This window comes from Microcoleus sp. AR_TQ3_B6, assembly GCF_036702785.1.
Classification (GTDB): Bacteria; Cyanobacteriota; Cyanobacteriia; order Cyanobacteriales; family Microcoleaceae; genus Microcoleus.
Window position 1 is genome coordinate 104,549 of sequence record NZ_JAUBVJ010000003.1, and the last position, 24,770, is coordinate 129,318.

Here is a 24,770-nt window from a genome sequence, read left to right on the forward strand (position 1 = left end):
CCCTAGCTCGCCCGTGTTGGTTGGATCGCTTTCCCCAATCCCAGTGGGCGACGGATACTACCCTGCAGTACGTAGAAACAATACCCAAACAAAGTCTGAAGAATTAAATCATAGGGCGGGGGGTAACGCCCTGATTGGGATCGTAAATATTAGGCGTAGTATCAACGCCCGGAGTACCAGCAGCGCCGTAATCAGCCCGAGAAGTATCGACGCTGGGATAGTCGTAGGTGTTCCAATGCTGAATACCTCCGCGGCTCAGAATAGTTTCAGCTTTAGCGACTTCTGCTTCGCTACCGTCAAGCAGTACCAAGTAATCTCCTCTCGCCACCCGATCGTTGTATGCTTTAGCTTCCTCTTCGGGAATTCCCATACCGACTAAAGCTCCGATCAAGCTGCCTGCTGCCGCACCCAAAGCCGTACCGGCGAGTGTAGTGGCGATAGCCGTAGCTGAGGCTCCTGCCAGCATAATCGGCCCAATTCCCGGAATTGCCACTAGGCCCAGACCTACCAACAAGCCTGTCAAACCGCCCAAAGTGCCGCCTGTGAGTGCGCCCTTAGTCGCCCCTTCATCGGCCTTGTTGTCCGCGCTTTCCTGCACGTCAAGGCCTGCGATCTCCCCTTTAGAGTCAGCATCCTTAGCGATGACCGAAACCCGATTCATGTCGAAACCGGCCGTTCTAAGTTCTCCCAGCGCGTGTTCCGTCTCCCGGCGGGTCGAAAATACGCCCACCGCGCGCTTGTGGTGGGCCGAAGCTCTGCGGCCGGTGTCTGTCGGCACATCGTAAATGCCCCAATCGTGAATGCCCCGCACGCTCATAATTCCTTCGGCTGTGGCAAGATCCGAATCTGTTCCTTCTACGAATACCAAATATTCTCCGCGCGAGACGCGATCGTTATAAGCTTTAGCTTTTCCTTCCGGAACTCCCAAACCGATCAAACCGCCGGTCAAACCGCCTGCTGCAGCCCCAATCGCGCCTCCGACCGCAGTATCTGCCAGCAAAGTTGCGATCGCGCCCCCCGCCATCACCGGGCCAACTCCCGGAATCGCCAGCGCCCCAATGCTTCCGAGCAACCCAATCAAACCACCCGTCACAGCTCCCGCTGTCGCGCCTGCTTTCGCGCCGCCACCGACTTTCTCGTCGGTACCCTTACCAGCGCTAGCGCCCGCAATTTCGCTGCTATCGAGATTTTCCCCAACTACCGAAACTTTATTCATCGGAAACCCGGTACTTTGCAGTTCCATCAGGGCTAGTTCCGTATCTCGGTAATTAGAAAATGCTCCTACAGCTCGCTTATGTTGACCTAAAGCCATTTTCTTTCTCCTACAAAATATACTACTTTTTCACAACTACAGAATTTAGGCTCTGCTTGCTGTCATCAATCACATTTAGTCCTTCTTTCCCAACATTTTTCATCGGTCGCTGGGAATAACCTCGGTCTCTATCTTCTGGCTGGTTTCTAACTAATTCTCAGGACTTGGAAAGCGTCCATTGGGAATTGGAAATTTCAGACAGCGCGCGAGTTTTGAGTGCGTAAATTTTAAACTTTTAAACTTAAAACCCCGCTACCCCGAGAGAGTCACGTAAGCGTTGCGATACGCTGCGAAAGCAATCTTAAAATGCAAAACTTTCCGTGTTCTCTATTGGCTGTTCCCTCTGTCTTCTCCTTCTGCCTTCTACCTTCTTTCCCTCTTCCTTTTTCCTTCTAATTTATTGCTTGCTGCTAGGCGATTCGGATGCACTAGGCGATTCGGATGCAGCGGGAGCGACAACAGCCGTAACATTCACCTGTTTTACACCCTTAATCTCTTTAGCTAGTGGCTCAATTTTAGCTAAATCTGTTTGATTGGGAACTGTGCCACCTACCGTGACAACCCCGTCTTTTGCATCAACAGTTAGCGTACCTTTTGTGATGTTTACTTCTAACTTGGAGCGCACTTCACTTTCGAGGTCGCCCTCAGCTCTTTTTTCATTACCGCCCGTCACATTGTTGCGCTGTTCTCTGGCCCTGATATCAGAATTTGCTTGTGCTTTGCGAATATCGCTAGTGGCGTCACCCTGAGTTTTTTGAACGGTCTCGGCTGAGGGCGGGCTGGCGGTCTTTTCTGTGGTAGAATTAGGAGAATCAGCGCTAGTTTTAGCCCCCTCGCTGCAAGCAGCAGCTCCAAATAATAGGATGCCGCTGAGGAGAATGGGTGTTAGTTTGTTCATAATATGTTAATACCCTCCGGGTAAGCTTTCGATGAGCCTGACTTCCCTGACTTCGTTGAGCCAGATGGGAGCCAGATGGAGCAAGAGAGCATCTTTGTTTGTGCTTTCTGCGATTTAAAAATCCTTATATCAAATATATAAACTTCATGGAGTATCTACATCGCTCCACGGGTGTAAAATTTATCTATGCCGTTAGATAGAGTACAAACAACAAAATAAAGTCTCAAGTCACATTTGACTTAATGAGTTCTGAGCGCATTATTCCTCAGAAACCCGGTAGATGGAGCCATTTTTCGTTGCCAAAGCCAATATTTTCCTATAAGCCAAGTTTAAAAGGGTAAGGTTTATTAATAAATTCGATCGCCGCTGCCAACTAATTTTTCCCTAGAACCTCGCACCTCTGACTTCATCGTTCAATATCCATCCATTAAATCCGTTACATCCCGTCCGGGGCTGCTTGCCCAACTTCCTGCTTCAAAACAAACGAAAAGAGTCGAGAAATTTTTGAGCATTTTCTGGTTCTGGGGTAGTGGCAAGCAGCCCGTAAACGCGCGTTTCCACCAAAAAAACTTGACCTACACCTACAGGTTGATTGGGGAAAAGCGGCTGAAACTCAAACTCTTTTCCCGGATAGCCTCCGAGGGAAATATCCCGCACTTGCAACAATTTAGCATTCGCCCCCACGACAAAGAAATCAACGGCATTATTTAAAGTAATTTTAATATTATTGTTGCTTGTCCGGAAATCTACGTCAAAGTATTGAAGTAAATAAGTTTCTTTGTTTTTTAAGATCGATCTGTATGTATGAGCAATAACTTGATTTGAAAAAACTTGGGTATTAATTTTGGGAGATCCCGGCATATCGATCGAAAACTGACCCATCGCCGAGCAAAATGGCTGCCACTCTGGCCTCTGAGGTGGTGCCGGCAGCGGGGCTCCTTGAGCTTTTGCGGGACTGGCAAACTTGACAGGCCAGACAAGTAATGTAGCAGTAACTAGGAGTAAATACAGAAATTTCATTTGGGTAAAAATTACATGAACCAGATCGATCTGCGCTAGCCTAGAAATATATCCGCAAAGGGGGGATTTATGCTGAATATTATATTTACTCCAGGGCGAGGCAACTCGATCGAGCGATCGCCCGCTAAAACCAATAAAACCAATAAAACCAATATACTCGCTGCTGTACATACTTGGCTGGCTGTGTGTCTGCTGGCTGCTGTCACAGCTTGTGCAAACAGCCCCAACAGCAAGGCCCTCGAAGAATCTTTAGCCGCCGATCCCAAATTAAAACAAAACCCAGTGGTTTTCTCTTCCCCGCCACCAGCGACAGCCGTTGACACAAACTCTACCGCCAAACTTCCTCCCGATTTCCCGACAGAGATTCCACTCTATCCTAATGCTCAGTTAATTGAAGTTAGTGGGCAAACAGATCCGTCGCCAAAAAATGTGCGGCTGCGCTGGCAGAGCACAGATCCGGTTAATTCCGTTGGGAACTTTTATTCCACAGAGTTTGGGCGCCGCAACTGGGAAATAGTCAGCCGCCCAACCGCCGAGGGACAAGGTTCTTTAGTAGCAACCCGAGATAATTTGCGTGTAACAGTGTCGCTTTCTCCTACTCAGAAAGTAGGGGGTTCTACAGAATTTGCGATCGACTACAGCAAAGACAGCCCAGAAATTGCCGCCACCCCTCAACCTAATAATTCCGAGTCTAGCGCATCTCCAACACCTTCACCAACTCCATCTAATTCAGAGGGAACTACTCCAGAACCATCCGGCTCGCCAAAATCAGCAAAAGTTAGCGAACAAGAGGGTCAAATTCCTCAACAGTTACGGCAGTATGTGGCAGATTTAACTCAGTTGGAAGTGCTGAAAGTACGATCCTCTCCGAGGGCTTCGCTAACGACAGACAGTGCTAATTTAGAAACGGCCAGCACTTTGCCCAAACCCAACAAAATTGTCACTCGTCGCGAATATGCCCGCTGGCTAGTAGCAGCTAACAATCAGATTTATGCTAGCCGTCAAGCCAAACAAATTAGATTAGCAGTAGACTCTAGCGAACCGGCTTTTTCTGACTTATCCAAAACTGACCCGGATTTTTCAGCGATTCAAGGCTTAGCAGAAGCTGGTGTAATTCCGAGTTCGCTTTCGGGAGAAACTAAAGATGTGAAATTTCGCCCGGATGCACCTTTAACTCGCGAAACAATGATTCTCTGGAAAGTGCCTTTAGATACTCGTCAAGTTTTGCCGACAGCTAACATTGAAGGAGTGAAAGAAAAGTGGGGTTTTCAAGATGCTTCTAAAATTGATTCCCAGGCGTCGCGGGCCGTTTTAGCGGATTTTAACAATGGAGACTTGGCGAATATTCGTCGCGTTTTTGGTTTTACTACTCTGTTTCAGCCGAAGAAATCCGTGACGCGCGCCGAAGCTGCTGCTAGTTTGTGGTATTTTGGCGTTCAAGATCAAGGATTGTCTGCTAAAGATGCTCTCCAAGCCAAGTCTCAACCTGCTGAGTAGAGTTGGTTTGGGGTGGTTAAAAGTTTTGAACACAGCATCTACTTACCCAAACCAAAGAAACCGACTTTTTTCTCCGTTAACAAACCCAGTTTCTGCCTCCAAAACGGCCGAAATTAAACCAATTTTTGACATCAGCGTGCGATCGCCCGCCAGAAAAACTGCCGCTTGGCTTTCTAGAATTTCGATGAATGTTACTTACCCAAAAACCGAGTTAGATGTACCACAAGTAGCAGTAAGTATAACGGCACGAAAAAACAATAATATCTTGTAGAGTTTTGTAGGGGCGCGAAAGCGCATATTATCTATACCAGAAGCGACTTTATGAGTGTAAAACCCGCCCTCCCGCGTTAGGTTTATTTTTACCCACTTACTTAAAACGCTAGGGATATCGGTTGAAAAGCCCTGTTTCTTTAATCTCCCTACGCCAGTCATCGTAGTAAAATCCTTGGAAACACTATACATCGGCTTTTCTGTCCTGGTGGCGCACCCTACGGGATAGATTTTTTTGGCTTTAATCTAAATTTCTGTATCCTTCCAGACAACCGCTGCATTTGGCGGGGCAATTTTCTACATATTTTAACTAACACTTTGTTCACAACTCTCAGTAGGATTCCGGATGCGGTAGCTGCCTTAACGATAAATGAAAAAGAGTGTTTGATCTCTGGGAGAGCGTTTTTTAATGTACGATATTACCCTATTTACCCCCCAAGACATGGCCAAATGCAGCTTAGTCCTGCGCCACTTAGGTAGAAATACTGCTAGTATGGAAGCCAGCAGCCAGAAGATAGTTAACTATATTTACCAACATTTTTGCGATTCGCAAACTGGAGAAAATAGCTGTGCCTTAGTGCGTTTGTTCAAAACTCATCCCTACGGGGAATTAGAAGACTCATTGCAACAATCCGCCCGCTGCTTGATGAACGGTCATCCCCCCGCCGCCGACATGAAATGTTGGACTCTGCTAGCAGCAGCAGGCACAGAACCGCAGTGGAATTCTCGGCACACAGCAGCAAAAAATACAGCTATTCCGTTAGTTAGTACACAATTAGTGGCTCAAATGCCGGCGATTTCGGAAATAATCCGGCAGTTCGGTTTAGACATTCCTACATGCCTCGGAATCGAGCCAGAAAGATTCCTGCAATTAGAACCCGCAGTATTAAATATTTTTCACGTACCAGAGGCAAAAGGCAGCCCGTTTATTCCGGAGCAAGATTCCTTAATTCTCCCCTACCAAATCAAGTCTGTCTTGGGATTTGGGGGACTTCTACGGTCTGGAAGTTTATTTGCTGTAGTGATGTTCCTGAAAGTTAAAATTCCCCAAAGTACGGCTGAAATGTTTAAAAGTTTGGCAGTTAGTGTCAAAAAATCCCTATCGGCTTACGACGAACAAAATGTTTTTGATAATCCAAGAAATGCAAACAATAGTGTTATGAATAACAATGTTATAGAAAGCCAGTTACTAGACTTTCAAGTTGCAAATCTGATTCAATTGCTAGAATTTTCTGAACAAAAAATGCTCAGACAAGCAGCTCGTTTTCAAAGGACGATAGACAAGTTGCAGCGCGAAATTGCCAATCGCAAAAAGAAGGAAGAAGCTTTTAAAGCAAGCCAAGAGCCATTCACAGGAATCGTCAATATTCCGCAAGATAATATTGTTCCTTTCGAGGAAAATCAAGGAATTTAGCGTTTTCATCAAGGGGAAGAACAGATTTAACCTAAGCGCTGTGTTGAGCAACCCAGTTTCTTTGATAAATCGGGTTGTTTGTGTATTTTTTGAGTTAGTTTTGTTTTTACAAGAGTGCGAGCGAAACTCTCGCTATATACAGATAAGTAGATCTGCCGAAAAAAATCAAGGTAAATAAAGGAATGTTATAGCCTTTCTCAGTAACATGAGGTACTATAGCAATCCTAAATGATTATACTCGTTACCAGGAAGAGTCTGGAAGTTAACCAGTTATTGAAACTGATGCGAGGATTGCTATATCTGGCATAAGGCATAGGGCATAGGGAATACCTAACCACGCTTGAGAACCGCTATAATACCAGTCAAAAAAAAATTGCTAGAGTGAAGCTGAGAGTTTGAGGAATATTTTATGAAAGTCAACTCTTAAGAAAGAATTGATTTAACGGCAGAGGAGTTAAAAATAATTGGGCCGCAGCCCCGTGAACTATAATTAATGGACAAAAAATTTAGATACCCAGATTCGTTAAAGGCTGGAGCGAGCCAAAGCCTTACAGATGTAGGTGAACGTCAGGTGTACATAAAATTAGTGTACATAGATGGTTCAAATGGAGATGTTGCACCATTGTCAATAAGCCTTTTATCAACTGGCTCTGGGGCCACTTCCAGAAGAAAATCTACTCTTTGTGAAGCCGGAAAGCCTGTTGTTGAGAATGGTGCAAGATGTGAATTCAAACAATATAGGGCTGGCGGTGTGCAAGAAATGTTAAAAATACGGCAAGCAACTGGTAGAACCCGAGTAATCCCCTCAGCCTTAATAGCCGGAATTTCCCAAAAATTAAGTGAAGAATCCTGTAATTTTAATAGTTACAAATAAAGTGGTAAATGGGTATAAAATAAATATTAATTTTCGGTGAGATTTCAAACATTACACAAGCAATTACTATTGCAGTCAAACCCAATTAAAAGTACCAAGATGTTTAATAAATAGAAAAGATGAGTTGGCATCTATCGAAATAAAAAAACTAAAAAATTGCTCCAAGTAGCTTGCTGGTTAGAGTCTACTACCCCAAAGCCAGAAAAAAATGGGGTCAAATATTGGTGTCAAGATGAAACTCTAATTGGCTTAAAAACGATTGAAAGGAAAAAAATACCGATTTTGGAGTTAAAGCAATAAGTAAAGTTAAATGAAATTTAAATAAAATTTAAAAAAGTCAAAAGGTAATAAAGCTTTCAGTAAAAACAAGATTTTTTACTGAAAGCTTTTGACTTTTGACTTTTAGCACATCGAGTATTCAACTCAAAACTCACAACTCAAAACTCTTAAGGCGCAGCCGCCGCCCTGCGGTTGGCAACAATCAGATTAGCCTGATACTCTGCCGCTTTTTGCTGAGCCTTTTGATAGTTCGGGCTGGTTGACGGCACGGCTCTGGCGAGCTTAACCGCTTGCTGCCACTCGCTTGCTACTGCGATCCACTCATTTTGAGACTGAGCCGTCTGGGCCAAATTTGCTGCCTTCTGAGCTTTGTTAACGGCTTCCCTCCAAGAGTCAGGCTTAGGCGCGGCGGCTTTTGGTGCAGGAGAGGCTGCCTTAGGCGCCCCAGAGGCTGGTGCAGCTTTGGGTGGTGGAGATGTTGGAGCTGGGCTTGCGGACTTCTCCGCAGTGGGAGTGGCTTTTGGTGCAGGAGATTCTGCCTGTGGGATACCCGGAGAGGGAGCCCGAGAGGGTGCGGTGGCGCCAGAAGCGGGAGATGAGGGTTTGGGGGAGGGGGAAGCAGCTTCGGGGGGGTTCGGTTCTGGGTTGGAGCCGCCACCGAAGGGGAAATTTCCCGTAAAGAAAAGCCCTGCGATCGCCGCCAGAGGCACTAAGATACCCACAGGTATTACCCATTTGGGGAATTGTTTTTTCGGAGGCGGGGCTTCCTCTTCGTCTTCGTCTTCGTCTTCGTCTTCCTCTTCCTCATCTCGATCGAATTCTCCATCTTGATAATAGTCTTCGCCTTCGGGCTCGACATCATCTAAACCTACAGAGTCGTCAGGCATTCCACTCTCCACGCCGTAAGGCATTGGGTCTTCAGGCATCAGATCGATTTCATCTTCCCACGCAGGCTCACCGTCACCTGTTCGACGCCCGTAAACCTTTACAGTGTGAATTGATTCGAGTCCCAGCTTCGTCATGCCGGTGCGGATGAAATCGACCAATACCATTTGATCGGGTACTTTGTCTGACTCCAGATTTATGTGGAGGCAGCCGTTGTCCCGCGTCACATCGGCGTTGATGCCTTTGGGTTTGAGTGTACGGTTGATGCTAGATGCGATCGCTTTTGGATCGCCGTGCTTGAGCAGTTCCCGCGGGTTCTGTTGTGTCATGGGTAGCGCTCTTTTTTTGGGGGGGGTGGAGAGCCGGCAAATAATATTAACCGATCGGCGTTCGGCGGACAATATTTATTTACCACATTAACTTCTACTTTGGCATTCTGAGAGTATTTCTAGTATCTATTGACCTTTTGGCCCGGGAGCCGGCATCAAGCACATAGCCGATATCGAAATTTGTTATAAAAATTTACAGTAAGGGACAGCTCCTGTGCCGTGTCGGACATCAGCGAAACAAGCTAGAAAGTTCTATAACTTTGGTTTGCAGGGTTGAGATTTCTTCTCGCCCCCGTTTTAAAGAAGCTTCTAACTCTAGCAGCAAGGGCAAACTTTTTTGCAATTTTTCTAAGCTGGCGGTCTTGACTTCTTGGCGAAAATAGTATACTCGTTTGGGATTGCCCAGGTCTAGAGCTTGAGCAATTTTATCATCGCGATCGCCGGCTTGGATCATCGCCTTTACCCACAGCCAAATCCGAAACTTACCAGTCAAACCAGCCACAATCCTCAAACCAGGCTCGTTGCGGGCCATTAAGCCGGCCAATAAATCCAAAGCGGCAGAGGTATTGCCGGAGCGAATCGCATCTGCTAGCTGGAAGGTATTTTGGGCGTGACAGTGCACCAGTGCTGCAACTTCCTCCGGGTTCAGAGGTTGGCTGCGGTTGCCCGCAAACAGCAGCAATTTTTCGAGTTCGCTGTATAGCTGGCGGGTATCGCTGCCGATGGATCGGGCCAAAAGTTCGATCGCTGTGGCGGTCAATTTTACGTTCATTTCGCCGGCGACTTGGCGCACCCGCTGGGCTAATTCTTTGTCATTCCAAGGCGGAATCGGTGAAAATTCCCGCACTTTGGCGGCGGAGTCGAAAATTAACTTGGTAGACTTGAGCCGGCTGTCGGGTTTTTTGACGGATGTCAGCAGGAGCACGGTGGTAGGGGGAATCACTGGCAGTGTTCGTTCCAATTGGGCCAATAGTTCTTGAGAACACTGCTGCGTTAAAGTTGTGTTTGCCAGCCAGACAAAACGGCTGCCGGTACCGAAGGGGGGCGTTAAGGCTCGATCGAGCCCTTCGACCACAGCTCCGGCGGAATCGGCAATAATCTTGTCATAGTTAAAACTAGCCCAGTTGGGGTCGAGGACAGTTTGGCGCAAACTTGTCACAGCTTGCGCGATGGCAAAGTCGTCTTCCCCCCAAAACAGGTAAATTTGCATGAAAAACGCTCAGTAGCAAAAAAAATCAGAGTTGCACGGGAGGTTTGTCCAACATATCCTGAATTGAACTGTTGGAAGCCCGCACCATAATATAAAATTTGGTTTGGGAGTATGTCACCGCGAGGAAATCAAGATTGGATGATACTTATCAAGCTTACGTAAATCGGGTGGCGCGAATGACGCTGCTGGACTCCTACAAGTCCCAGGTGGAACACATTCAGGAATCTCCAAAATTTAAGCCCGACGAAGCAGGCCGGAGAGCTCCTGTACCTTTTCCAGGTTATTCAGTGATTACGCCGCCTGCGGGGGAAGATGCAGAAAATGCTGCATTTTATAGTAATTTGCACTCGAGCCAACAACGGCTATTGCAGGAAATAGCAGAGGGTGCGCTCGTGGCACTGCCTCCTGATAGCTTCCATTTAACCGTAGCCGATTTGATTTGGAACAGCGCTTTTCGAGATGCCTCTGATAAAAATCCAGAATTTGAGGAGCAACTGCGCTCGCGCATGGCCGATCGTTTTGCCGCCTCCAAACCCTTGGCTGGGGGATCTCCCATTCGCTGGATAGTGCTGGGATTGATGGTGATGACTAGAGCTGTGGGTGTTTGTTTAGCACCGACGGACGAAAACTCTTACAAGCAAATTCTGGAGTTTCGCCGATCGATCTATCAAAATCCCGATTTAATTGCTTTGGGAATCGAACAGCAATATCATTTTACGGCACACATTACTCTGGCTTATTTTGGGGACACCGGGCCGAACCTAGACCGCGCTCGCTTGTGCGCTTTGCTGTCGGAGTTAAACGAGCAATGGCTGGACACGCCGCAAGAACTGTCCGTAAACCGAGTGGAACTGCGGAAGTTTGACGACATGACTAGCTACCTCCGGCAACCGGATTGGCCTGTTTTTGAGTTTTAACGAACTCAAGCTTGAAGAAGTCCGAGGGAAGAGGAAAGAGGGAAGAAGGAAGATTTTTTCCCATCTCCCACTCTCCCCATCTCCTACTCTCTCGCCCACTCTCCCCATCGGACTCTCTCCCCTGTGACAACAGTCAGGATATTGGCTATTAAATGCTTTAATTATTTGGGCTTGGCAACAAAGTCAAGCAAAAAACTTATGAAAAACCAGAAAAAAACAGCTTTGCTGAAAAAGTGACAGTACACGTTGTTGGTATAGGTTTAGATGGAGCTGCTGGGCTAAGCTCCTCGGCGCGGCAGGTTGTAGAAATGGCCGCTCTGCTAATAGGGAGCGAGATCCATTTGAGCTATTTCCCGCAGCACTCCTGCGAGATCTGGGTGTTGGAAGATTTGACGGCCGCAATTCTTGAAATTAAGCGCTGGTTGGCGGCTGAGGCGAATTTAGAGCCAGGTACTGAGACTTTTTCGCCCCTCTCCACCCCCTCGCCTCAACTCATTGTAATTTTGGTGGCGGGTGACCCGCTGTTCTACGGCTGGGGAAAGTTGTTAATTGCCCAATTGCCGGCAGAAAAATTGACTTTTCACCCGCACCTGTGTTCTGTGCAGTTGGCTTTTAATCGCTTGCACATCCCTTGGCAAGATGCTCATTTTGTTGGCTCTCAAGGACGTTATTTTGAGGAACTGACGGCAAAACTCAAACTCGGTGTCGAGAAAATTGCGGTGCTCTCCGACGAAACTCATACTCCGGCGGCCCTGGCAAATTTGGTGAAAGCTCTAGATTTGCCTACACGCTACGAGTTTTGGGTGTGCGAAAATTTGGGTTCTGCTGAGGAACGCGTGGGCCTCCGTTCTCGGGAAGCTTTGCTGGGAGAGTCTTTTTCACCGCTGAGCGTGGTTGTGATGCTGCGGGAGTCCCCGCCGAGGGCAGAACCTTTGGATTTGGAAAGGTTGCCTTTGTTGGGAATACCGGATGCAGCTTTTATCGGTTGTGGCGATAAGCCTGGTTTGACGGTTGAACGGGAGGTGCGGGTGTTGGTGCTGGCACAATTGGCTTTGCAACCGGGACAAGTTGTCTGGGATGTGGGTGCTGGTAACGGTTCTGTGTCGATCGAAATTGCTCGTTTATTCCCGCAGTCTGAGGTGTACGCGATCGAAAAAACGGTTTTTGGCACTTCTGCGATCGAGTTCAACTACGGCCGTTTTGGGCTGCAAAATGTGTTCTCGATTTACGGAACTGCCCCGGAAATCTTGCACCGCTTGCGTCCTCCGCACCGGATTTTTATTGGCGGTAGTGGGGGAGGGTTGACTAAAATTTTGGGCGTTTGCGCGCTGCGGCTGCTTCCTGGAGGCTCGATCGTCCTGGCTTTGGATGCTTTTGAAGATATTGCTACTGTTTTGAGCTGGATGGGCGATCGGGTGCGCCGGGAACCTCACTGGAGTTACCGAATCGTGCAAGTGCAGTTGTCGCGTTCTGTGGCTGGGGGAACTTCAACTCGTTTTGACGCGCTGAATCCGGTTTCGATTGTGACGATCGATCGACACTTGAATTAATGTCGGAATTTTTACCGCAGATTTAAGCTGATTAGCGCCCATTAACGCTGATTTGAGTCAGTCCGAGTAAGGTTGCGGTTGCTAGTAGCAATAAAATTCCGGCTGCACCTGCTAGCGGTTTCGCTGCTATTCCTGTAATCCATTCCGGTGCGCGGCCTGTTGGATTAATTGCGCCTTCTGTATCTACGGTGGTTATACCCCAAATCCAAGCTGCGTGAATGCCGATCGCCAATCCTAAACTGCCATTGTCGGCGATGCGGGCTAATGTTAAAACCATCCCCATCAACCACAATCCTGGCAGTTGCGGTAGAGTTTCTTTGGCTGCCCAAATTAGGTGGGCGATCGCGAAAATGAAACTGGCGATCGCTGCGGAGATTAGGATTGAGTAATCTTGCTGGAGGATTGTTTGCAAGCAGCCGCGAAAGATTAACTCTTCTGTGGCGCTAATCCACAGTGCTAATAACAGAGTCAGCAGACTAGCAGGGTTAAGGATTAAAGTCCAAAAATTAATTTTTTTTTCGCCTGTTTCGGTGGAAGTTTCACTTTTTTTTAGATCGAGCCAGCCTGCGGTTAATTGCAGACCGAATAAAATTACTAAGCTGATTATTCCTAATCCTAATCCCCGCATTAATGACATGAAAACTGCGGGTTGCCAAGCCCAACCCCAGTTGGTCAAAGATGTGTTTTCGATCCAAGTTGTCGCCCATAAAATGAAGGGGACAATCACGTAGAGGGAAGCTAGTAAAGGTAGTTTTTTGTTTCCCAGAGGTTGGGGCGGATGCCATTTGAGGGCGATCGCTAGGACGATCGCTGCGGGAAGCCACACCACAATCCAAGTCGAGAAAAACAAGATTATTTTGACAATTGCTGGTATTGACGGCCACAGCAGTCGCAGGTTGTTTATACTATTCCACATTTAAGGGGTTGCAACTATAATACTGTTGACTGTTGGCTGTTAACTGTTGACTGTTAACAGTTAACTAATGACTACTGACAACTGCCAACTCCCAATTGATTACCGATCGAGCTTGCGCTGAATTTGCCTCAGAGACTGGTACATTTCGGGCAAGCGGTTGTAGACGGCTGCGGCTTTGAGAAATAGTTTGTGGGGAATTGCTGGAATGCCAGTCACGATCGCACCTGCGGGCACGTCGCCGTGAATTCCGGCTTTAGCAGTGGCGATCGCCCCATCTCCGATTTTGGCTTGGTTCGCAATTCCCACTTGACCTGCCAAAATTACATTGTTGCCAATTTTTACCCCGCCGGCCATGCCGACTTGAGCAGCAAGCGCACAATTTTTTCCTACTTGACAGCCATGACCTACGTGTACTAAATTGTCGATTTTTGTATTTTGGCCGATGCGGGTTTCTCCGACAGCGGGCCTGTCGATCGTGCTGTTGCAGCCAACCTCAACGCCTTCTTCTAATACAGTGCAGCCAGACTGCTCCATTTTCACCCATCCTGTGGCTGTCGGCACGAACCCAAAACCTTCGCTGCCGATCGCCGCACCGCTGTGAATCACGCAATTTGCCCCGATGCGAGTACGTTCGTGAATGACGCAGTTAGCGTGTAAAACTGTGCCGGGACCTATTTCCGCATCGGGGTAAATTACGACATTTGGATGAATGCAAACGTTGCTGTCTATTTTGACTTTTGCTTGAATAACGACGTGGGGGCCGATATAGACATTTTCACCAATTTCTGCTGAGGGGTGAACCGTGGCTGAAGGATGAATTTCAGATGCTGGGCGAAAGGGTTGATAGAAAATGGCGATGGTTTGAGCAAACAGCAATCGCGGATCTGCTGCGGCAATCCAAGCAATGTTGCGATCGTCGCATTGAGCTTGGAGGCTTTCATCTAAGGGTAAAATTAAAGCCGAAGCATTTGTAGTGGCTGTATGAGCGGCAAATTTAGCACCTTCTATGTAACTGATTGTGCCGGATGCAGCTTCATCGACTGGGGCCGCGCCAGTAATTTCCGGATCGGCAGCAACCGACGCTGTGAGGCTGTGACTGGTGGCTAAGTTAAGTTTTTGTACTATTTCGCTAAACTTCATCTATAAAAATTTGTTGTTAATACGGATTTACCACTGTTAAAATTACCAGCTTTGGAGCACTATCTGAGCAGTTGGCCTTAAAAAAAAACAGTTCGCGATCGCACTCCGACTCCTCGAAACCAGGTTTTTCACCTCATCTGCGGGCTGCAACAGGTCTTTTCGTCCCTCAAACCCGGTTTTTGGGCCCTATGGGTAAGTCCTGACCAAAAATTTCAAAGGTGGTACCCGCCACGTGATTTATCCGTGGAATCAATCCAAAATCCAAAATCCAAAATCCAAAATCCTCAAGCCCCCGGATTTATCCGTGGAATCAATCCAAAATCCAAAATCCAAAATCGAAAATCCTCAAGAAAGAGCATTTATCCGTGGGGTCAATCTAAAATCTAAAATCTCAAATCTAAAATCGATAAGCCCCCGCATTTATCCGTGGGGTCAATCTAAAATCTAAAATCTCAAATCTCAAATCTAAAATCGATTGACTCAATTGGTAAGTAAGTCTATACAAAATTGGCAGAACCCCGACAACTTCTGCGAAGTCGGGGTTCTAACAAAGATTATTTTGGCAATTATTGTACAGAAACTGCATCTACGTCAACGGTGCTGCCTTTGGCTTCAGAAGGGCTGCCGGTGGCTTCGGATGCTGAAGCTGTCTCTGTTTGGCGGGATTTAAAGTAGTCGATCGCCATTTGGGAGACTTCGGAAATCAGCAAGACTGCGATCGCCACATCGTCAATTTGTCCGACGACGGGGAGAAAGTCTGGGGCTATGTCGATCGGGCTTACCAGATATGCCAGTGTTCCCAGAATAATCCACCAGCGGTACTTGGGGTTGCGGAGCGTTTCGCGGTACCAGTTGTAAACAGATTGTATAGAAAAGTTCATGGGGTGGTCCTCTACTTATATTTTCAATCTTGACAAATTGTCGCTCGAAATGCTTGTGGAGATATCCCCCCTAAGATTGGGAAGAGAATTCTACTCGGGAGTATAGGGAATTGGGTTGGGAGAATTTGTGGTAAGGGCGTGAGCAGAACATCTATCTGGTTGGGTATGCTCGCCGCACCTTAGATAATTTAATTTTAGTAAGGATCTAAATTTAAGCTAAATTCCGGCAATACCTCTTCACCCGATAATTCCGTTGGGAGATGGCGCGTTGCTGGTGTCTGTCGGAGCCTATCAATTTCTACTTGTTGCTGTTGGGGATTAATCAGCCCTGCCAATCTTAGGCCAGCATTCAAATACTCTTGCCTTTTTTCTTGTCGCATGGGCAAAGCATCAGTTGCCGCAATTTTATGACAAAATCTGGCGCAATCGGTGGAAACTTGCGTCTTTCTGCGGGAGTCAGGGCTTCCCAGCCTTGGCGCTGAATCAATGCTGCATCGAAAGAGCGATCTGCCCCGTTTGGTAACTTAAAAACCGTCGAAGCACTGAAAGTAGAACCGAGTCTTGTTTGGCGATTCCACAAACCTAAATCGATAATTAAATCTGCTTCTGGGTTGACGCTATCTCCTGCCACTGGGAACCGAATAATCAATACTCCCTTAGTGTTACCTTCAAACTTTAACTCGCTGTTTTTTTTTGCAAAGTTGAGATATCGCAATCCTTGCAGGAGTCGTAAATTTTTTACCCCACCCCAACCCTCCCCTTAGTAAGGGGAGGGAGTAAGAAATTCACAAATGATGCGAGGATTGCTGTAACGGCTCGTCACTTAGGTGAACTGTGTCTAGATTTAAGGTCAAAATATTCATAATTGTCCTGCACTTTTCGAGTAAAACTTAGCGATTCTTTACCATTTTATGAGCGACTTAACGAGACATCCTACCAAATCCGGGCTTTTTACCCCGTTTATTCTTTAGTCCGCCTAGGACGTTCGGCGAAGCTCACTCCAGCCGCGGACGAAAGTTTGTATAGTAGCGATTTTAATCGCCGAGTATTCTCAAGAATTTTTAACGCAGATTTGCTATGAATTTCTCATTTTTCCTGCCATCGCTGGCGCAGCCACCAATCAAAAACTACGCTAAAAAAGTTGTCGGCATTCAACGTATCTTTGGTTAGGGGCTGCTATTTTGAACAAACAAAACGGTTCTGCAGGGAACAGTTTTTTGGTATAAGTTTACACCTGTCTTTTTGAACTTGGCGAGGCGGTCGATCGCCCCAGTTACTGACATTTGTGTTGTTAAAAGTCAGTCAATCGATTTTAGATTTTAGATTTTAGATTTTAGATTGAAGCATTGACCCCACGGATAAATTCGGGGGGCAAGTTTCATCGGATACAGGTTTTTTATTTCTCCAGGGATGAATTCGGGGGCTTGTATCCTGGATGCTTTCGGTCAAAAGAAACATTCATTCTACAGCCCATATTCCCAAACCCTTGTATTTACTGAGTTACAGCCTCGTGTTACTCGCGGTCGGGGTGTCTGCATCCGATTTTAACAGCTACCATTCCCACCGATCACCCTACGGTAACTCTAAGTACAGAATAATAATTGCAGTATTATAAAATACCCGTACTCCAAGTTTGGTCAGGGCGTTAGGTTCAATGGGAAAAAACCCTCTTTCCTCACGGATTTTGAAAGATCCATTTTTGGTCGCCGATCGCAATTTCGCAACCATCTGGCAGCCAAAAAGGCTCGTTAGCAGCCAGCCTCTGCCCACCCACAAAAGTGCCGTTGGAACTGCCGCTATCGACAAGCTGATATCGCTGTTTGCCAATTTCGTCAGTGGCCCGGCGGATTTGAGCGTGGTAGCGCGAACTTTGCGGATCTTGCAATACTAAAGTGTTGGTTGGGTCGCGTCCAATTGTAAAAGGATTGGCCGTTAAAGCGATCGCCTCTCCAGAAAATTTGTAGATTAAAAATGCGGTTGTTTTGCGCTCGCTGCTTGCGAGTACCGTTGGTGCAAGTTGGGGAGGATTTCTCCCAGGAGGGAGGCTGTTTTGAGCAAGTTGTTCTGTCAGTTGTTGTAAATCTCGATCGAACCCGGCTGCTGTGTCTGAAGCTGGAAGACTCGCAGGAGAATTACCTGAAATTAAGTTTAACTGCTGTACGGGAGCTTGAGGAACAATGGGCCGGCCGGCTTCGGCAATTCTCATTTGCAGGGCGGCGGCATTTTCTGCTTCCTGTCGGGCACTCATTCCCTCAACTTGGCGAATAACTCCGTTTGTTTCGGGAAAGCTGACATCGCCAATTCGCACGTCTTCTAAGTTAAAACCTAGGGTATAAAAATCTTGGACGCGATCGAGCAAATTTTGGCGCAGCAACTGCCGTCCTTGACTGATAAGCTGTTGTAGGGGTATTTGCCCGATCGCTAATCCCATACAATCCTTAACTGCACTTGCTAAAGCACCTATAGGATCGGACAATTCCAAAGCTACCCGTTTCGGATCTATAACTTGATAAATAACAGTCAGAGTGGCATCAATTAAAAATCGATCCTTAGACAAAAAATCTCCGTGCGACTGCACCTCCAAATTGCGGAGTTTGGTGTCTACGAGGACAATTTGAGCCTGTTCCAGCAGGGGAAGGGCAAAGCTGAAATGTCGCCCGGATTTTAGGGTACGCACGGCGCGGCCGTTTTTGACCAACAAACCCGTGTAACCCGCCCCTATAAAGTCCATACTAAACCCGGCCCAGCGTTCTGGAGTTATCGTTTGAATCAGGGGAGAAGCGTTGTTCATGGGATGCAGTTGAGGGAGGAGATTCTATTTTTAGGGTAACAAATTGCTGGGGGCGAGCGATCGGGCGGTGTGCCGGTTTCGCAACCTCTATTCTATACTTCTAGACTCCCCGCGATTCCGGCCGGACTGGATCTAGCTTGCATCTACTTGATGGTGGGGACGATGGAAATACTGTCCGTAGGGTGCGTCCGATCCTTCAAACCTTTTGAAATCGAAAGAATTAATGTTTGACGCACCCTACAATTTGCTGTAACTGTGACTATTTGTGGTAATATTAAAGAAATTAAAAATTACCAATTAATAGCCTTTAACTAAAATGTCTAAGGAATCAATCATCACAGAACATATCGAAATCACGCCTGGGGTGCTTGGTGGTAAACCGTGCATTGCCGGTCATCGAATTGCTGTAGCACACATCGCCGAAATGTATCTCAAAATGGGGATTTCTATAGAAGAAATCGCGGGCAAGTATGATTTGCCACTGGCCTCGGTTCATGCAGCAATGACCTATTATTACGATCGTAGAGAAGAAATCGATCGTCGCACGGCTGAAAGTCGAGCTATTGTGGAAAAATTAAAGCGCAACAGTCCACCATCTCCATTACAAGAAAAATTGAGGGCCATTAGAGGTGAGTGAGCAAATTCGTTTTCATTTAGACGAACATATTGACTCTAACATTGCGCGCGGTTTGCGTCGTTACGGGATAGATGTGACGACAACAGTTGATGCGGGGTTGCGTACTAAAAGCGATGAGTCACATCTGGCATTTATTCGCGAACAGCAGCGCGTGATAGTAACTCACGATGACGATTTTTTAATTATGGCAAGCGATACCACAGATTATCCGGGGATTGTCTATTGTCCTCCTAATTCTCGTTCTGTGGGCGAGATTATCCGTAGTTTGATTTTAATTTATGAAGTCTATACACCTGAAGAAATGATCGGAAGGATTGAATATATTTGACATGATTGTAAGGCGATCGCAATGCAGGGAAAATAAGGGTGATTCCCTACGGGATAGCTTCGCACGCGCGTACTTTAAAAAAGCAACAATTGGGCTACACCCAAAACATTATGAGACTGCTTTGAGGTATTGCGTTACAGGCTTCAAATCGATGTCATCGTTGTTCGTCAGTATTTTGAATAAATGACAGGGGATGCCCGCTGCAATCAAAGCTTCCAAATCGCGATCGAGCTTTGAGCAGTCCTCATAAATGCCGGCTTGCCTGACTTACGCAAGCTAAACAGGCTTTTCATTCTCCCGCGAACTAAATGCAGAAAGCGATCGCCCATTGATAGAGTTTCAGTGCTACACTAAAATTACAGCATTGTTCGGTGGCAATTGCGTGATACCCTACTTGCACGAGGAAAATATATGGTAACTACGCTCGAAATTGACAGAACTCTCCTTCAAGAAGCCCTTGATTTGAGTAACCATCCAACACCTACTACATTAATAGAAGCAGCTTTACGCGAGTACATTCAACGTCGCAAACAACTAAAAGTAATGGAATTGTTTGGTACTATTGACTACGATGAAGATTATAACTACAAGCAACAGCGACAAACTTTATGAATGTTCTTGTTGATAGTTCCGTTTGGTCGTTGGCCTTGCGGCGCAACACAACAAATGATGCGATCTCTATTGTTAATGTACTGCGTGATTTGATTGCAGATGGACGAGTTGTTTTACTGGGGGCGATTCGTCAGGAGGTACTTTCTGGTGTACGCTACAAGGAACAGTTTGCAAGGGTTGCGAGAGTATCTTCGTGCTTTTCCTGATTTAGAGCTAACAACTGAAGATTATGAGTTAGCCGCAGAGTTTTTCAATACCTGTCGCAGTAATGGCGTTCAGGGTTCAAATACTGATTTTCTGTTATGTGCCGTTGCTCATCGTCGTGGCTACAGCATTTTCACTACTGATAAAGATTTTGAGAATTTCCGATCGCACATTCCGGTCGTATTACTATGAGGGTGATTTCTCAGTTTATATCTTAACTTAGGGATGCCGATCGCACTTTTGGATTTGAGATGTCCGAGGGACCATCGCAATGCAGGGAAAATAAGGGCGATCGCACTTTAAGATTGAGGATGAGAGAGGGGCGAGCGCAATGCAGGGAAAATAAGGGCGATTCCCTGTAAGGTACAATAATAACCAGAAGTAAATCAGTTTCTGAATATAGAGTATGAATCTTGAGCGAGTGCAAAAAAGAATTAGAGATTTGATGTCACTGTTTGTGATCCAGGTTAAGAGTGCAATACCCATGCAAAAAACAGACATTAATAAAGTTGCTCAAACTATATTAATTCCTCTCATTGCTGAAGTTTACGGCTATCAAAATCTGAAGGACTTGGATTTTACGGAAGGTCGTAACTTCCCCAGCGTTGATTTAGGTGATGAAACTGCAAGAGTGGCTTTTCAAATTACAGCCACGCGTGATATTGAAAAAGTTAAAGATACATTAACCAAGTTTGTGTTCCACAAACTTTACGAAAAATACGATCGGATAATTATTTATATAATCACAGACAGACAAAAAGACTACTCGGATACAGAAATTAACAAAATAATTCAGGGTAAGTTGAGTTTTGATGTGAAAAACGATATTTGGGATTATCGGAATATCCTTGGAGAGGTTGCTAAATTCCAAATTGAGAAAGCCCGTGAAGTTGAAAAAATTTTAGAGGCAAACTTTGGCGAAGAAAGAAAAGAACCTGACTGGGAAGTAGTTGATAAAGTTGAGCAAATCATCAACAAATCCACTGAGTTGTTTGTAGGAGGTTCAGAAAACTTCCAAAAACTGGACAATTTTTTAGCTGATAACTCCAGTGGTGTAATGCTCGTGACGGCTGGTGCTGGTTTTGGTAAAACATCACTTTTGGCTAACTGGGTCGATCGGGAACGGCAAGGTGAGAGATGTTTTATTGCCTATCATTTCTTCAGCCAACAACATGATAAAACCCGCTATGTTAAGAGTGCTTATTGGAATTTATTACGACAAATTTATAGGTATTACGAACTCTACCATGAGCAACTGCCAAACGAACTAGATGAGTTAAGGAAAAGGCTATACAACATATTAAAAGAGCGTGGCGCCAGCCAAGATAAGCCCTTAGTCATTGTTATAGATGCCTTAGATGAAATCGACGCAGCCGAAATGCCCTTCTCGCTACCATTTCTCACTCCTCTGCCTCAGAATGTATTTGTTATTGTTTCAGCGAGAGCAGAATCAGAGGAAGAGCCAAAATATCTAGAAAACTGGACAGAAAAATCGCAAAAGTTGCACCTTAAGAATTTGCCAAGAGAAGCGATCGCAGACTGGTTAAAACAAACTGGTGAAGGTGAGTTAGCAGTATTTGCCGAAGATATAAATTTCGTTACCCAATTAGATGAAATTACTCAAGGCTTTCCACTTTACCTGAGTTATCTAATTGATGAGTTGAGTCACGCTGCAAAACAGAAACAAGATATACGACAACTATTGGCACAAACGCCCAAGGGATTTGAGAACTATGTCAAGCAGCAGTTAAAGCGCTTAGATGAACTAAATTTGCCCGATGAAATGTGGCAGTTTTTTGCACTGTTGGCGGTAGCGAAAGGCGCACTTGAAAAACAAGATGTTAAGGCAATTACGGGAATGGGCGATCGCCCTTTACGCAAGTTGCATCAGTGTTGGCAAGTAACGCGCTGGATGAGGATTTCTGAAGACAACCTTTACGCTTTTGCTCACCCACTATTGGCAACAACATTTGCCGCTCAGTTAGGTGACGAAGCTGAAGATGCTTTACAGAATTTGATGAACTACTGTAGCCAATGGCAGGAACATCATAGTAGTTATGCCTTGAGATACTATGCAGAACATTTAAGCGAGGCGAAGCAGTGGGAGGCGTTGTATGCGATCGCACGTAACGAAGACTTTTACTCGCACTCTATTAAACAGTTTCCCGATGAGCCTGACTTGCCTTTGAAGACGGTGCAGACTGCCTTGTTAGCCGCCGCCGAGGAAGACAAAGCAGGAGAAATGGCAGAATTTATGCTGTTACACGCACGGCAACTGTTGCAGACAACAGCGCAAGATTCACCCCTAGATGCTTTGCGGAAAGGCTCTTTAGAACGAGCTTGGAGACTGACAGATTTATATGAAATTGAGCGGCGTATATTGTGGTATTTATTGCTGGCGTGGGAGTTGAAAGATACAGACAGATTTGAGGAAGCAGAGGAAACACTGAAGCGATTGCAGCAGCAGGAATTACCTCGTTTATCAACCAATCAGGCTATAGAGTGGCACAGCGAGTATGCTACTTACCTACTCGCCCAGGTTTTTGAAGTGAGTGAGAATATCTGTACTTCTTTAGAGCAAAAGCTTTTTGATAATAGCTACCGCTGTACTTTGTGCGCGCATCTTAGGAATTCTGGTAACTTTACTGCTGCCCTGAAAACTGTGGAGAGTATTAGACCGGAGTCAAAGCAAGTATTAGAGCTAATAAATATAGCAAAAGCGCAGGCGCAGAAAGGAGATATAGAATATTCGGCTACCTTTACCAACGCTCTTGAGATCGTAAACACACTTGTTTCCACCTCAGACTGGGAAACATTGATAAAGGAGATAGCAAAAGCCCAAATAGAAGTTGCCGACAGGGCATCAGCACAAGCCACTTTGACTGAAGCTCTTGAAACAGCAGATAATAAGATAGACAACCCATTGCATCTATCAAGAGCCAATGGTATTGCGAATGAAGAGAAACAAACTGATTTTTTACAAAAAATTGTAATAGAACAAGCTGAAGCAAGAGAGTTGGCGGATGCCCGTGAAACGGCTAAAAAAATTGACTATTTAGACAGACCAGATGCCTTAATGAGAATAGCAGAGGCATACGCAAAAGCAGGGGATTTTACTACCGCTTTAGAGATAGCTACAGAAATAGATATTCAATTAATGCGAGCGGAAACTCTAGGAGTAATAGCAGAGCTACAGGCACAAGCTGGACAAACTGAAGCAGCACGAGCTACTTTTGCTAATGTCCTTAAATCCGAACAAAAACCTAAAATTTTAATCTCATTTATGAGAGCTTCAGCCCTAGCAATAGTAGCAAAAGTACAGGTAAAAAATGCTCAAAAAGAAGTAGGAGCGGCTACGGCCTGTATGGTCGGTGAAATTGCACAAAGTATTGATAATCCGGTGGGAACAGCCAATTTACTAGCAGGAATATTAGTAGAAATACTCATTGAAGCCGAAAAAATACAAGAAGCAAAAATTATCTGCGATCGCGCTTATGAAATTGCACAACAGATTAGTGACAACCAAGAATACCATCGCTCGAAAACTTTGGGATTCGTAGCAGAAGCACAGGCAAAGTTAGGAGAGTTTGACGTTGCTCTTACAACTTTGGAAACAATCCGTATGCCATACTCTTACGTTAATGCACTCAGAAGTATAGTAGAGTTGCAGATAGAGGCAGATCCACAACAAATAGAAAAATGCAAGATTGCCCTCAATGATGCTGATGAATACTATAAAAATGCAGATTCTAACTCTCTGATTTTGGCAAACAAGGTTCGGCTTTTGACTATTATAGCAGTGGCACGATCGACTATAGGAGAAACCGAAGCAGCCTTAGCCACGTTGGCAGACCTTCTTGAAGCTGCAAAAACAAAAGAACAACGGAAACGCGATCAAGATTTCTCTATAATAGCCATAGGATATGCAGAAGTAGGCGAATTTTCCACTGCTATTAAAATTAGCACAGATATTGAAGATGGAGAGCATAAAATAAGCACATTTTTGGCAATTGCCGAGGAGCAGTTCCAAAAAGGAGAACAAGTTACAACTCTTGATATCGCCCTTGCAGCTCAAGAAAAAATTGAGGATGAACAAAAACGCTTGGAAGCGCTCAAGAGCATTGCTCAAATACAAGCAATTGCAGGAAAAGGTGAGGAGGCTCTAAGAACATTAGAGGCGATGCTTAGCGACCGTAACACGCACTTACGTGACATTGCCTTATTGTTTGCTGAAACTGGTGATCGAGTAAATTTTAAACGCTTGTTAATTCCCTGTGCATACTACTTAGATACTGCCTATCAAATGTGTGGATATTTAGCGCGGCTGTATCCAGAGCAAGCATCAGCAGTAGCAAAAGTTTTGAGCGAATTGAATGAAGGGGAGCAATAGTGTGCGATCGCCCCTCAACAAACCCATCTAACTGAAGGGCGATCGCCCCTAACCCAAAACACAAATACCTAATCTTCATCCCCTGTCGAATTAATCGGGCCAAAATCATCAGGAACCTCATCAAAAGATTGAATCTGCAATACCCGCATCATCACTTTCCACTGACGGGGTGTTGGCTTCGCTTCGGTTTCACCCGAAACCCAACGCTGATAAGTACGCAGCGGAATCCCGCAATGCACCGCAAATTCAGCCTGAGATAGCTTTGTTCGCTCAATCCTCAAAGCCTCGATCGGTGATGCACTCTCTTGGGGTCTTGTGTCTTTTTTCATTAAAATATTGGCGCGTCATATTGACGTATAGCCACAAACAAGTTTATCATCTCAGGTACGCTTTGATGCAGTGATTGCAGCACTGCA

Annotated in this window: 23 protein-coding genes; 11 read left to right on the forward strand and 12 right to left on the reverse strand. The window is 45.7% G+C overall.

Annotated features, from left to right (window positions below):
- Positions 1-103: 103 nt before the first annotated feature.
- From QUB56_RS02750 to QUB56_RS02760, 3 genes are all read right to left on the reverse strand, one after another.
- Positions 104-1,312 (reverse strand): histidine kinase, encoded by a 1,209-nt coding sequence (locus tag QUB56_RS02750; protein ID WP_332952936.1) that lies wholly within the window; start codon positions 1,310-1,312, stop codon positions 104-106.
- 397 nt (positions 1,313-1,709) lie between these two features.
- A complete protein-coding gene (locus QUB56_RS02755) occupies positions 1,710-2,210 on the reverse strand; it encodes a BON domain-containing protein (RefSeq protein ID WP_332952938.1) in 501 nt (166 codons plus the stop codon).
- 474 nt (positions 2,211-2,684) lie between these two features.
- Positions 2,685-3,230, reverse strand: coding sequence for a hypothetical protein (locus QUB56_RS02760; protein ID WP_332952939.1), 546 nt, complete (start codon positions 3,228-3,230; stop codon positions 2,685-2,687).
- Between the two features lie 69 nt (positions 3,231-3,299).
- Here QUB56_RS02760 and QUB56_RS02765 point away from each other — a divergent pair, with 69 nt between their 5' ends.
- The 4 genes from QUB56_RS02765 (at position 3,300) to QUB56_RS02780 (ending at position 7,285) form a co-directional block, all read left to right on the forward strand.
- Positions 3,300-4,727, forward strand: coding sequence for an S-layer homology domain-containing protein (locus QUB56_RS02765; protein ID WP_332952941.1), 1,428 nt, complete (start codon positions 3,300-3,302; stop codon positions 4,725-4,727).
- Positions 4,693-4,998 (forward strand): hypothetical protein, encoded by a 306-nt coding sequence (locus QUB56_RS02770; RefSeq protein ID WP_332952943.1) that lies wholly within the window; start codon positions 4,693-4,695, stop codon positions 4,996-4,998. The genes QUB56_RS02765 and QUB56_RS02770 overlap by 35 nt, the downstream gene beginning before the upstream one ends.
- A gap of 408 nt (positions 4,999-5,406) precedes the next feature.
- Positions 5,407-6,411 carry a histidine kinase gene (locus tag QUB56_RS02775; RefSeq protein WP_332952944.1) on the forward strand — a complete coding sequence of 335 codons (1,005 nt, stop codon included), beginning with the start codon at positions 5,407-5,409 and terminating at the stop codon, positions 6,409-6,411.
- Positions 6,412-6,904: 493 nt separating this feature from the next.
- A complete protein-coding gene (locus QUB56_RS02780) occupies positions 6,905-7,285 on the forward strand; it encodes a hypothetical protein (RefSeq protein WP_332952945.1) in 381 nt (126 codons plus the stop codon).
- Positions 7,286-7,731: 446 nt separating this feature from the next.
- On the opposite strand, the gene QUB56_RS02785 is transcribed toward QUB56_RS02780, so the two are convergent.
- Together QUB56_RS02785 and holA are read right to left on the reverse strand one after the other, a co-directional pair.
- Complete coding sequence (locus QUB56_RS02785) at positions 7,732-8,778, reverse strand: hypothetical protein (protein ID WP_332952946.1); 1,047 nt, start codon at positions 8,776-8,778, stop codon at positions 7,732-7,734.
- Positions 8,779-9,007: 229 nt separating this feature from the next.
- Entirely contained in the window at positions 9,008-9,988 is a 981-nt protein-coding gene (gene holA / locus QUB56_RS02790) for a DNA polymerase III subunit delta (protein WP_332952948.1), read from the reverse strand.
- Between the two features lie 176 nt (positions 9,989-10,164).
- Between holA and QUB56_RS02795 the strand changes: the two genes are divergently transcribed.
- Together QUB56_RS02795 and cbiE are read left to right on the forward strand one after the other, a co-directional pair.
- Positions 10,165-10,905, forward strand: a complete 741-nt coding sequence (locus tag QUB56_RS02795; protein ID WP_332953118.1) for a DUF1868 domain-containing protein — start codon at positions 10,165-10,167, stop codon at positions 10,903-10,905.
- A 233-nt stretch (positions 10,906-11,138) separates the two neighbouring features.
- The gene (gene cbiE / locus QUB56_RS02800; protein ID WP_332952951.1) at positions 11,139-12,455 is read left to right on the forward strand and encodes a precorrin-6y C5,15-methyltransferase (decarboxylating) subunit CbiE; all 1,317 of its coding nucleotides are present in this window, start codon (positions 11,139-11,141) and stop codon (positions 12,453-12,455) included.
- A gap of 31 nt (positions 12,456-12,486) precedes the next feature.
- On the opposite strand, the gene QUB56_RS02805 is transcribed toward cbiE, so the two are convergent.
- The 6 genes from QUB56_RS02805 to QUB56_RS02830 form a co-directional block, all read right to left on the reverse strand.
- Positions 12,487-13,371 (reverse strand): type II CAAX endopeptidase family protein, encoded by an 885-nt coding sequence (locus tag QUB56_RS02805; RefSeq protein ID WP_332952954.1) that lies wholly within the window; start codon positions 13,369-13,371, stop codon positions 12,487-12,489.
- Positions 13,372-13,470: 99 nt separating this feature from the next.
- Entirely contained in the window at positions 13,471-14,511 is a 1,041-nt protein-coding gene (lpxD, locus tag QUB56_RS02810; protein WP_332952956.1) for a UDP-3-O-(3-hydroxymyristoyl)glucosamine N-acyltransferase, read from the reverse strand.
- Positions 14,512-15,077: 566 nt separating this feature from the next.
- A complete protein-coding gene (locus tag QUB56_RS02815; protein ID WP_332952959.1) occupies positions 15,078-15,392 on the reverse strand; it encodes a YkvA family protein in 315 nt (104 codons plus the stop codon).
- Positions 15,393-15,586: 194 nt separating this feature from the next.
- Positions 15,587-15,745 (reverse strand): hypothetical protein, encoded by a 159-nt coding sequence (locus tag QUB56_RS02820; protein ID WP_332952961.1) that lies wholly within the window; start codon positions 15,743-15,745, stop codon positions 15,587-15,589.
- Positions 15,742-16,107: a Uma2 family endonuclease gene (locus QUB56_RS02825; RefSeq protein WP_332952962.1), complete on the reverse strand. Its 366-nt coding sequence runs from the start codon at positions 16,105-16,107 to the stop codon at positions 15,742-15,744. Before QUB56_RS02825 ends, QUB56_RS02820 begins: the two co-directional genes overlap by 4 nt.
- Before the next feature lie 960 nt (positions 16,108-17,067).
- Positions 17,068-18,183: an SPFH domain-containing protein gene (locus QUB56_RS02830; protein ID WP_332952964.1), complete on the reverse strand. Its 1,116-nt coding sequence runs from the start codon at positions 18,181-18,183 to the stop codon at positions 17,068-17,070.
- 316 nt (positions 18,184-18,499) lie between these two features.
- Between QUB56_RS02830 and QUB56_RS02835 the strand changes: the two genes are divergently transcribed.
- The 5 genes from QUB56_RS02835 to QUB56_RS02855 all read left to right on the forward strand — a co-directional run bounded on the left by QUB56_RS02835 (position 18,500) and on the right by QUB56_RS02855 (position 24,354).
- Positions 18,500-18,820 (forward strand): DUF433 domain-containing protein, encoded by a 321-nt coding sequence (locus QUB56_RS02835; protein ID WP_332952965.1) that lies wholly within the window; start codon positions 18,500-18,502, stop codon positions 18,818-18,820.
- The gene (locus tag QUB56_RS02840) at positions 18,813-19,148 is read left to right on the forward strand and encodes a DUF5615 family PIN-like protein (RefSeq protein WP_332952967.1); all 336 of its coding nucleotides are present in this window, start codon (positions 18,813-18,815) and stop codon (positions 19,146-19,148) included. Before QUB56_RS02835 ends, QUB56_RS02840 begins: the two co-directional genes overlap by 8 nt.
- 411 nt (positions 19,149-19,559) lie before the next feature.
- Positions 19,560-19,760 (forward strand): type II toxin-antitoxin system VapB family antitoxin, encoded by a 201-nt coding sequence (locus QUB56_RS02845; protein ID WP_332952969.1) that lies wholly within the window; start codon positions 19,560-19,562, stop codon positions 19,758-19,760.
- Positions 19,761-19,907: 147 nt separating this feature from the next.
- Positions 19,908-20,156, forward strand: a complete 249-nt coding sequence (locus tag QUB56_RS02850) for a PIN domain-containing protein (protein ID WP_332952971.1) — start codon at positions 19,908-19,910, stop codon at positions 20,154-20,156.
- 214 nt (positions 20,157-20,370) lie between these two features.
- Entirely contained in the window at positions 20,371-24,354 is a 3,984-nt protein-coding gene (locus QUB56_RS02855) for an SMEK domain-containing protein (protein WP_332952972.1), read from the forward strand.
- 68 nt (positions 24,355-24,422) lie between these two features.
- On the opposite strand, the gene QUB56_RS02860 is transcribed toward QUB56_RS02855, so the two are convergent.
- Positions 24,423-24,683 carry a helix-turn-helix domain-containing protein gene (locus QUB56_RS02860; protein WP_332952974.1) on the reverse strand — a complete coding sequence of 87 codons (261 nt, stop codon included), beginning with the start codon at positions 24,681-24,683 and terminating at the stop codon, positions 24,423-24,425.
- Positions 24,684-24,770: the final 87 nt, after the last annotated feature.

Coding starts and splice junctions, on each gene's coding strand:
- lpxD (WP_332952956.1), bottom strand. CDS start 14,511: ATGAAGTTTAGCGAAATAGTACAAAAACTTAACTTAGCCACCAGTCAC.
- QUB56_RS02860 (WP_332952974.1), bottom strand. CDS start 24,683: ATGAAAAAAGACACAAGACCCCAAGAGAGTGCATCACCGATCGAGGCT.
- QUB56_RS02760 (WP_332952939.1), bottom strand. CDS start 3,230: ATGAAATTTCTGTATTTACTCCTAGTTACTGCTACATTACTTGTCTGG.
- QUB56_RS02775 (WP_332952944.1), top strand. CDS start 5,407: ATGTACGATATTACCCTATTTACCCCCCAAGACATGGCCAAATGCAGC.
- QUB56_RS02755 (WP_332952938.1), bottom strand. CDS start 2,210: ATGAACAAACTAACACCCATTCTCCTCAGCGGCATCCTATTATTTGGA.
- QUB56_RS02780 (WP_332952945.1), top strand. CDS start 6,905: ATGGACAAAAAATTTAGATACCCAGATTCGTTAAAGGCTGGAGCGAGC.
- QUB56_RS02815 (WP_332952959.1), bottom strand. CDS start 15,392: ATGAACTTTTCTATACAATCTGTTTACAACTGGTACCGCGAAACGCTC.
- QUB56_RS02785 (WP_332952946.1), bottom strand. CDS start 8,778: ATGACACAACAGAACCCGCGGGAACTGCTCAAGCACGGCGATCCAAAA.
- QUB56_RS02770 (WP_332952943.1), top strand. CDS start 4,693: ATGCTCTCCAAGCCAAGTCTCAACCTGCTGAGTAGAGTTGGTTTGGGG.
- QUB56_RS02835 (WP_332952965.1), top strand. CDS start 18,500: ATGTCTAAGGAATCAATCATCACAGAACATATCGAAATCACGCCTGGG.
- QUB56_RS02845 (WP_332952969.1), top strand. CDS start 19,560: ATGGTAACTACGCTCGAAATTGACAGAACTCTCCTTCAAGAAGCCCTT.
- QUB56_RS02805 (WP_332952954.1), bottom strand. CDS start 13,371: ATGTGGAATAGTATAAACAACCTGCGACTGCTGTGGCCGTCAATACCA.
- QUB56_RS02765 (WP_332952941.1), top strand. CDS start 3,300: ATGCTGAATATTATATTTACTCCAGGGCGAGGCAACTCGATCGAGCGA.
- QUB56_RS02830 (WP_332952964.1), bottom strand. CDS start 18,183: ATGAACAACGCTTCTCCCCTGATTCAAACGATAACTCCAGAACGCTGG.
- QUB56_RS02750 (WP_332952936.1), bottom strand. CDS start 1,312: ATGGCTTTAGGTCAACATAAGCGAGCTGTAGGAGCATTTTCTAATTAC.
- QUB56_RS02795 (WP_332953118.1), top strand. CDS start 10,165: ATGACGCTGCTGGACTCCTACAAGTCCCAGGTGGAACACATTCAGGAA.
- QUB56_RS02855 (WP_332952972.1), top strand. CDS start 20,371: ATGAATCTTGAGCGAGTGCAAAAAAGAATTAGAGATTTGATGTCACTG.
- holA (WP_332952948.1), bottom strand. CDS start 9,988: ATGCAAATTTACCTGTTTTGGGGGGAAGACGACTTTGCCATCGCGCAA.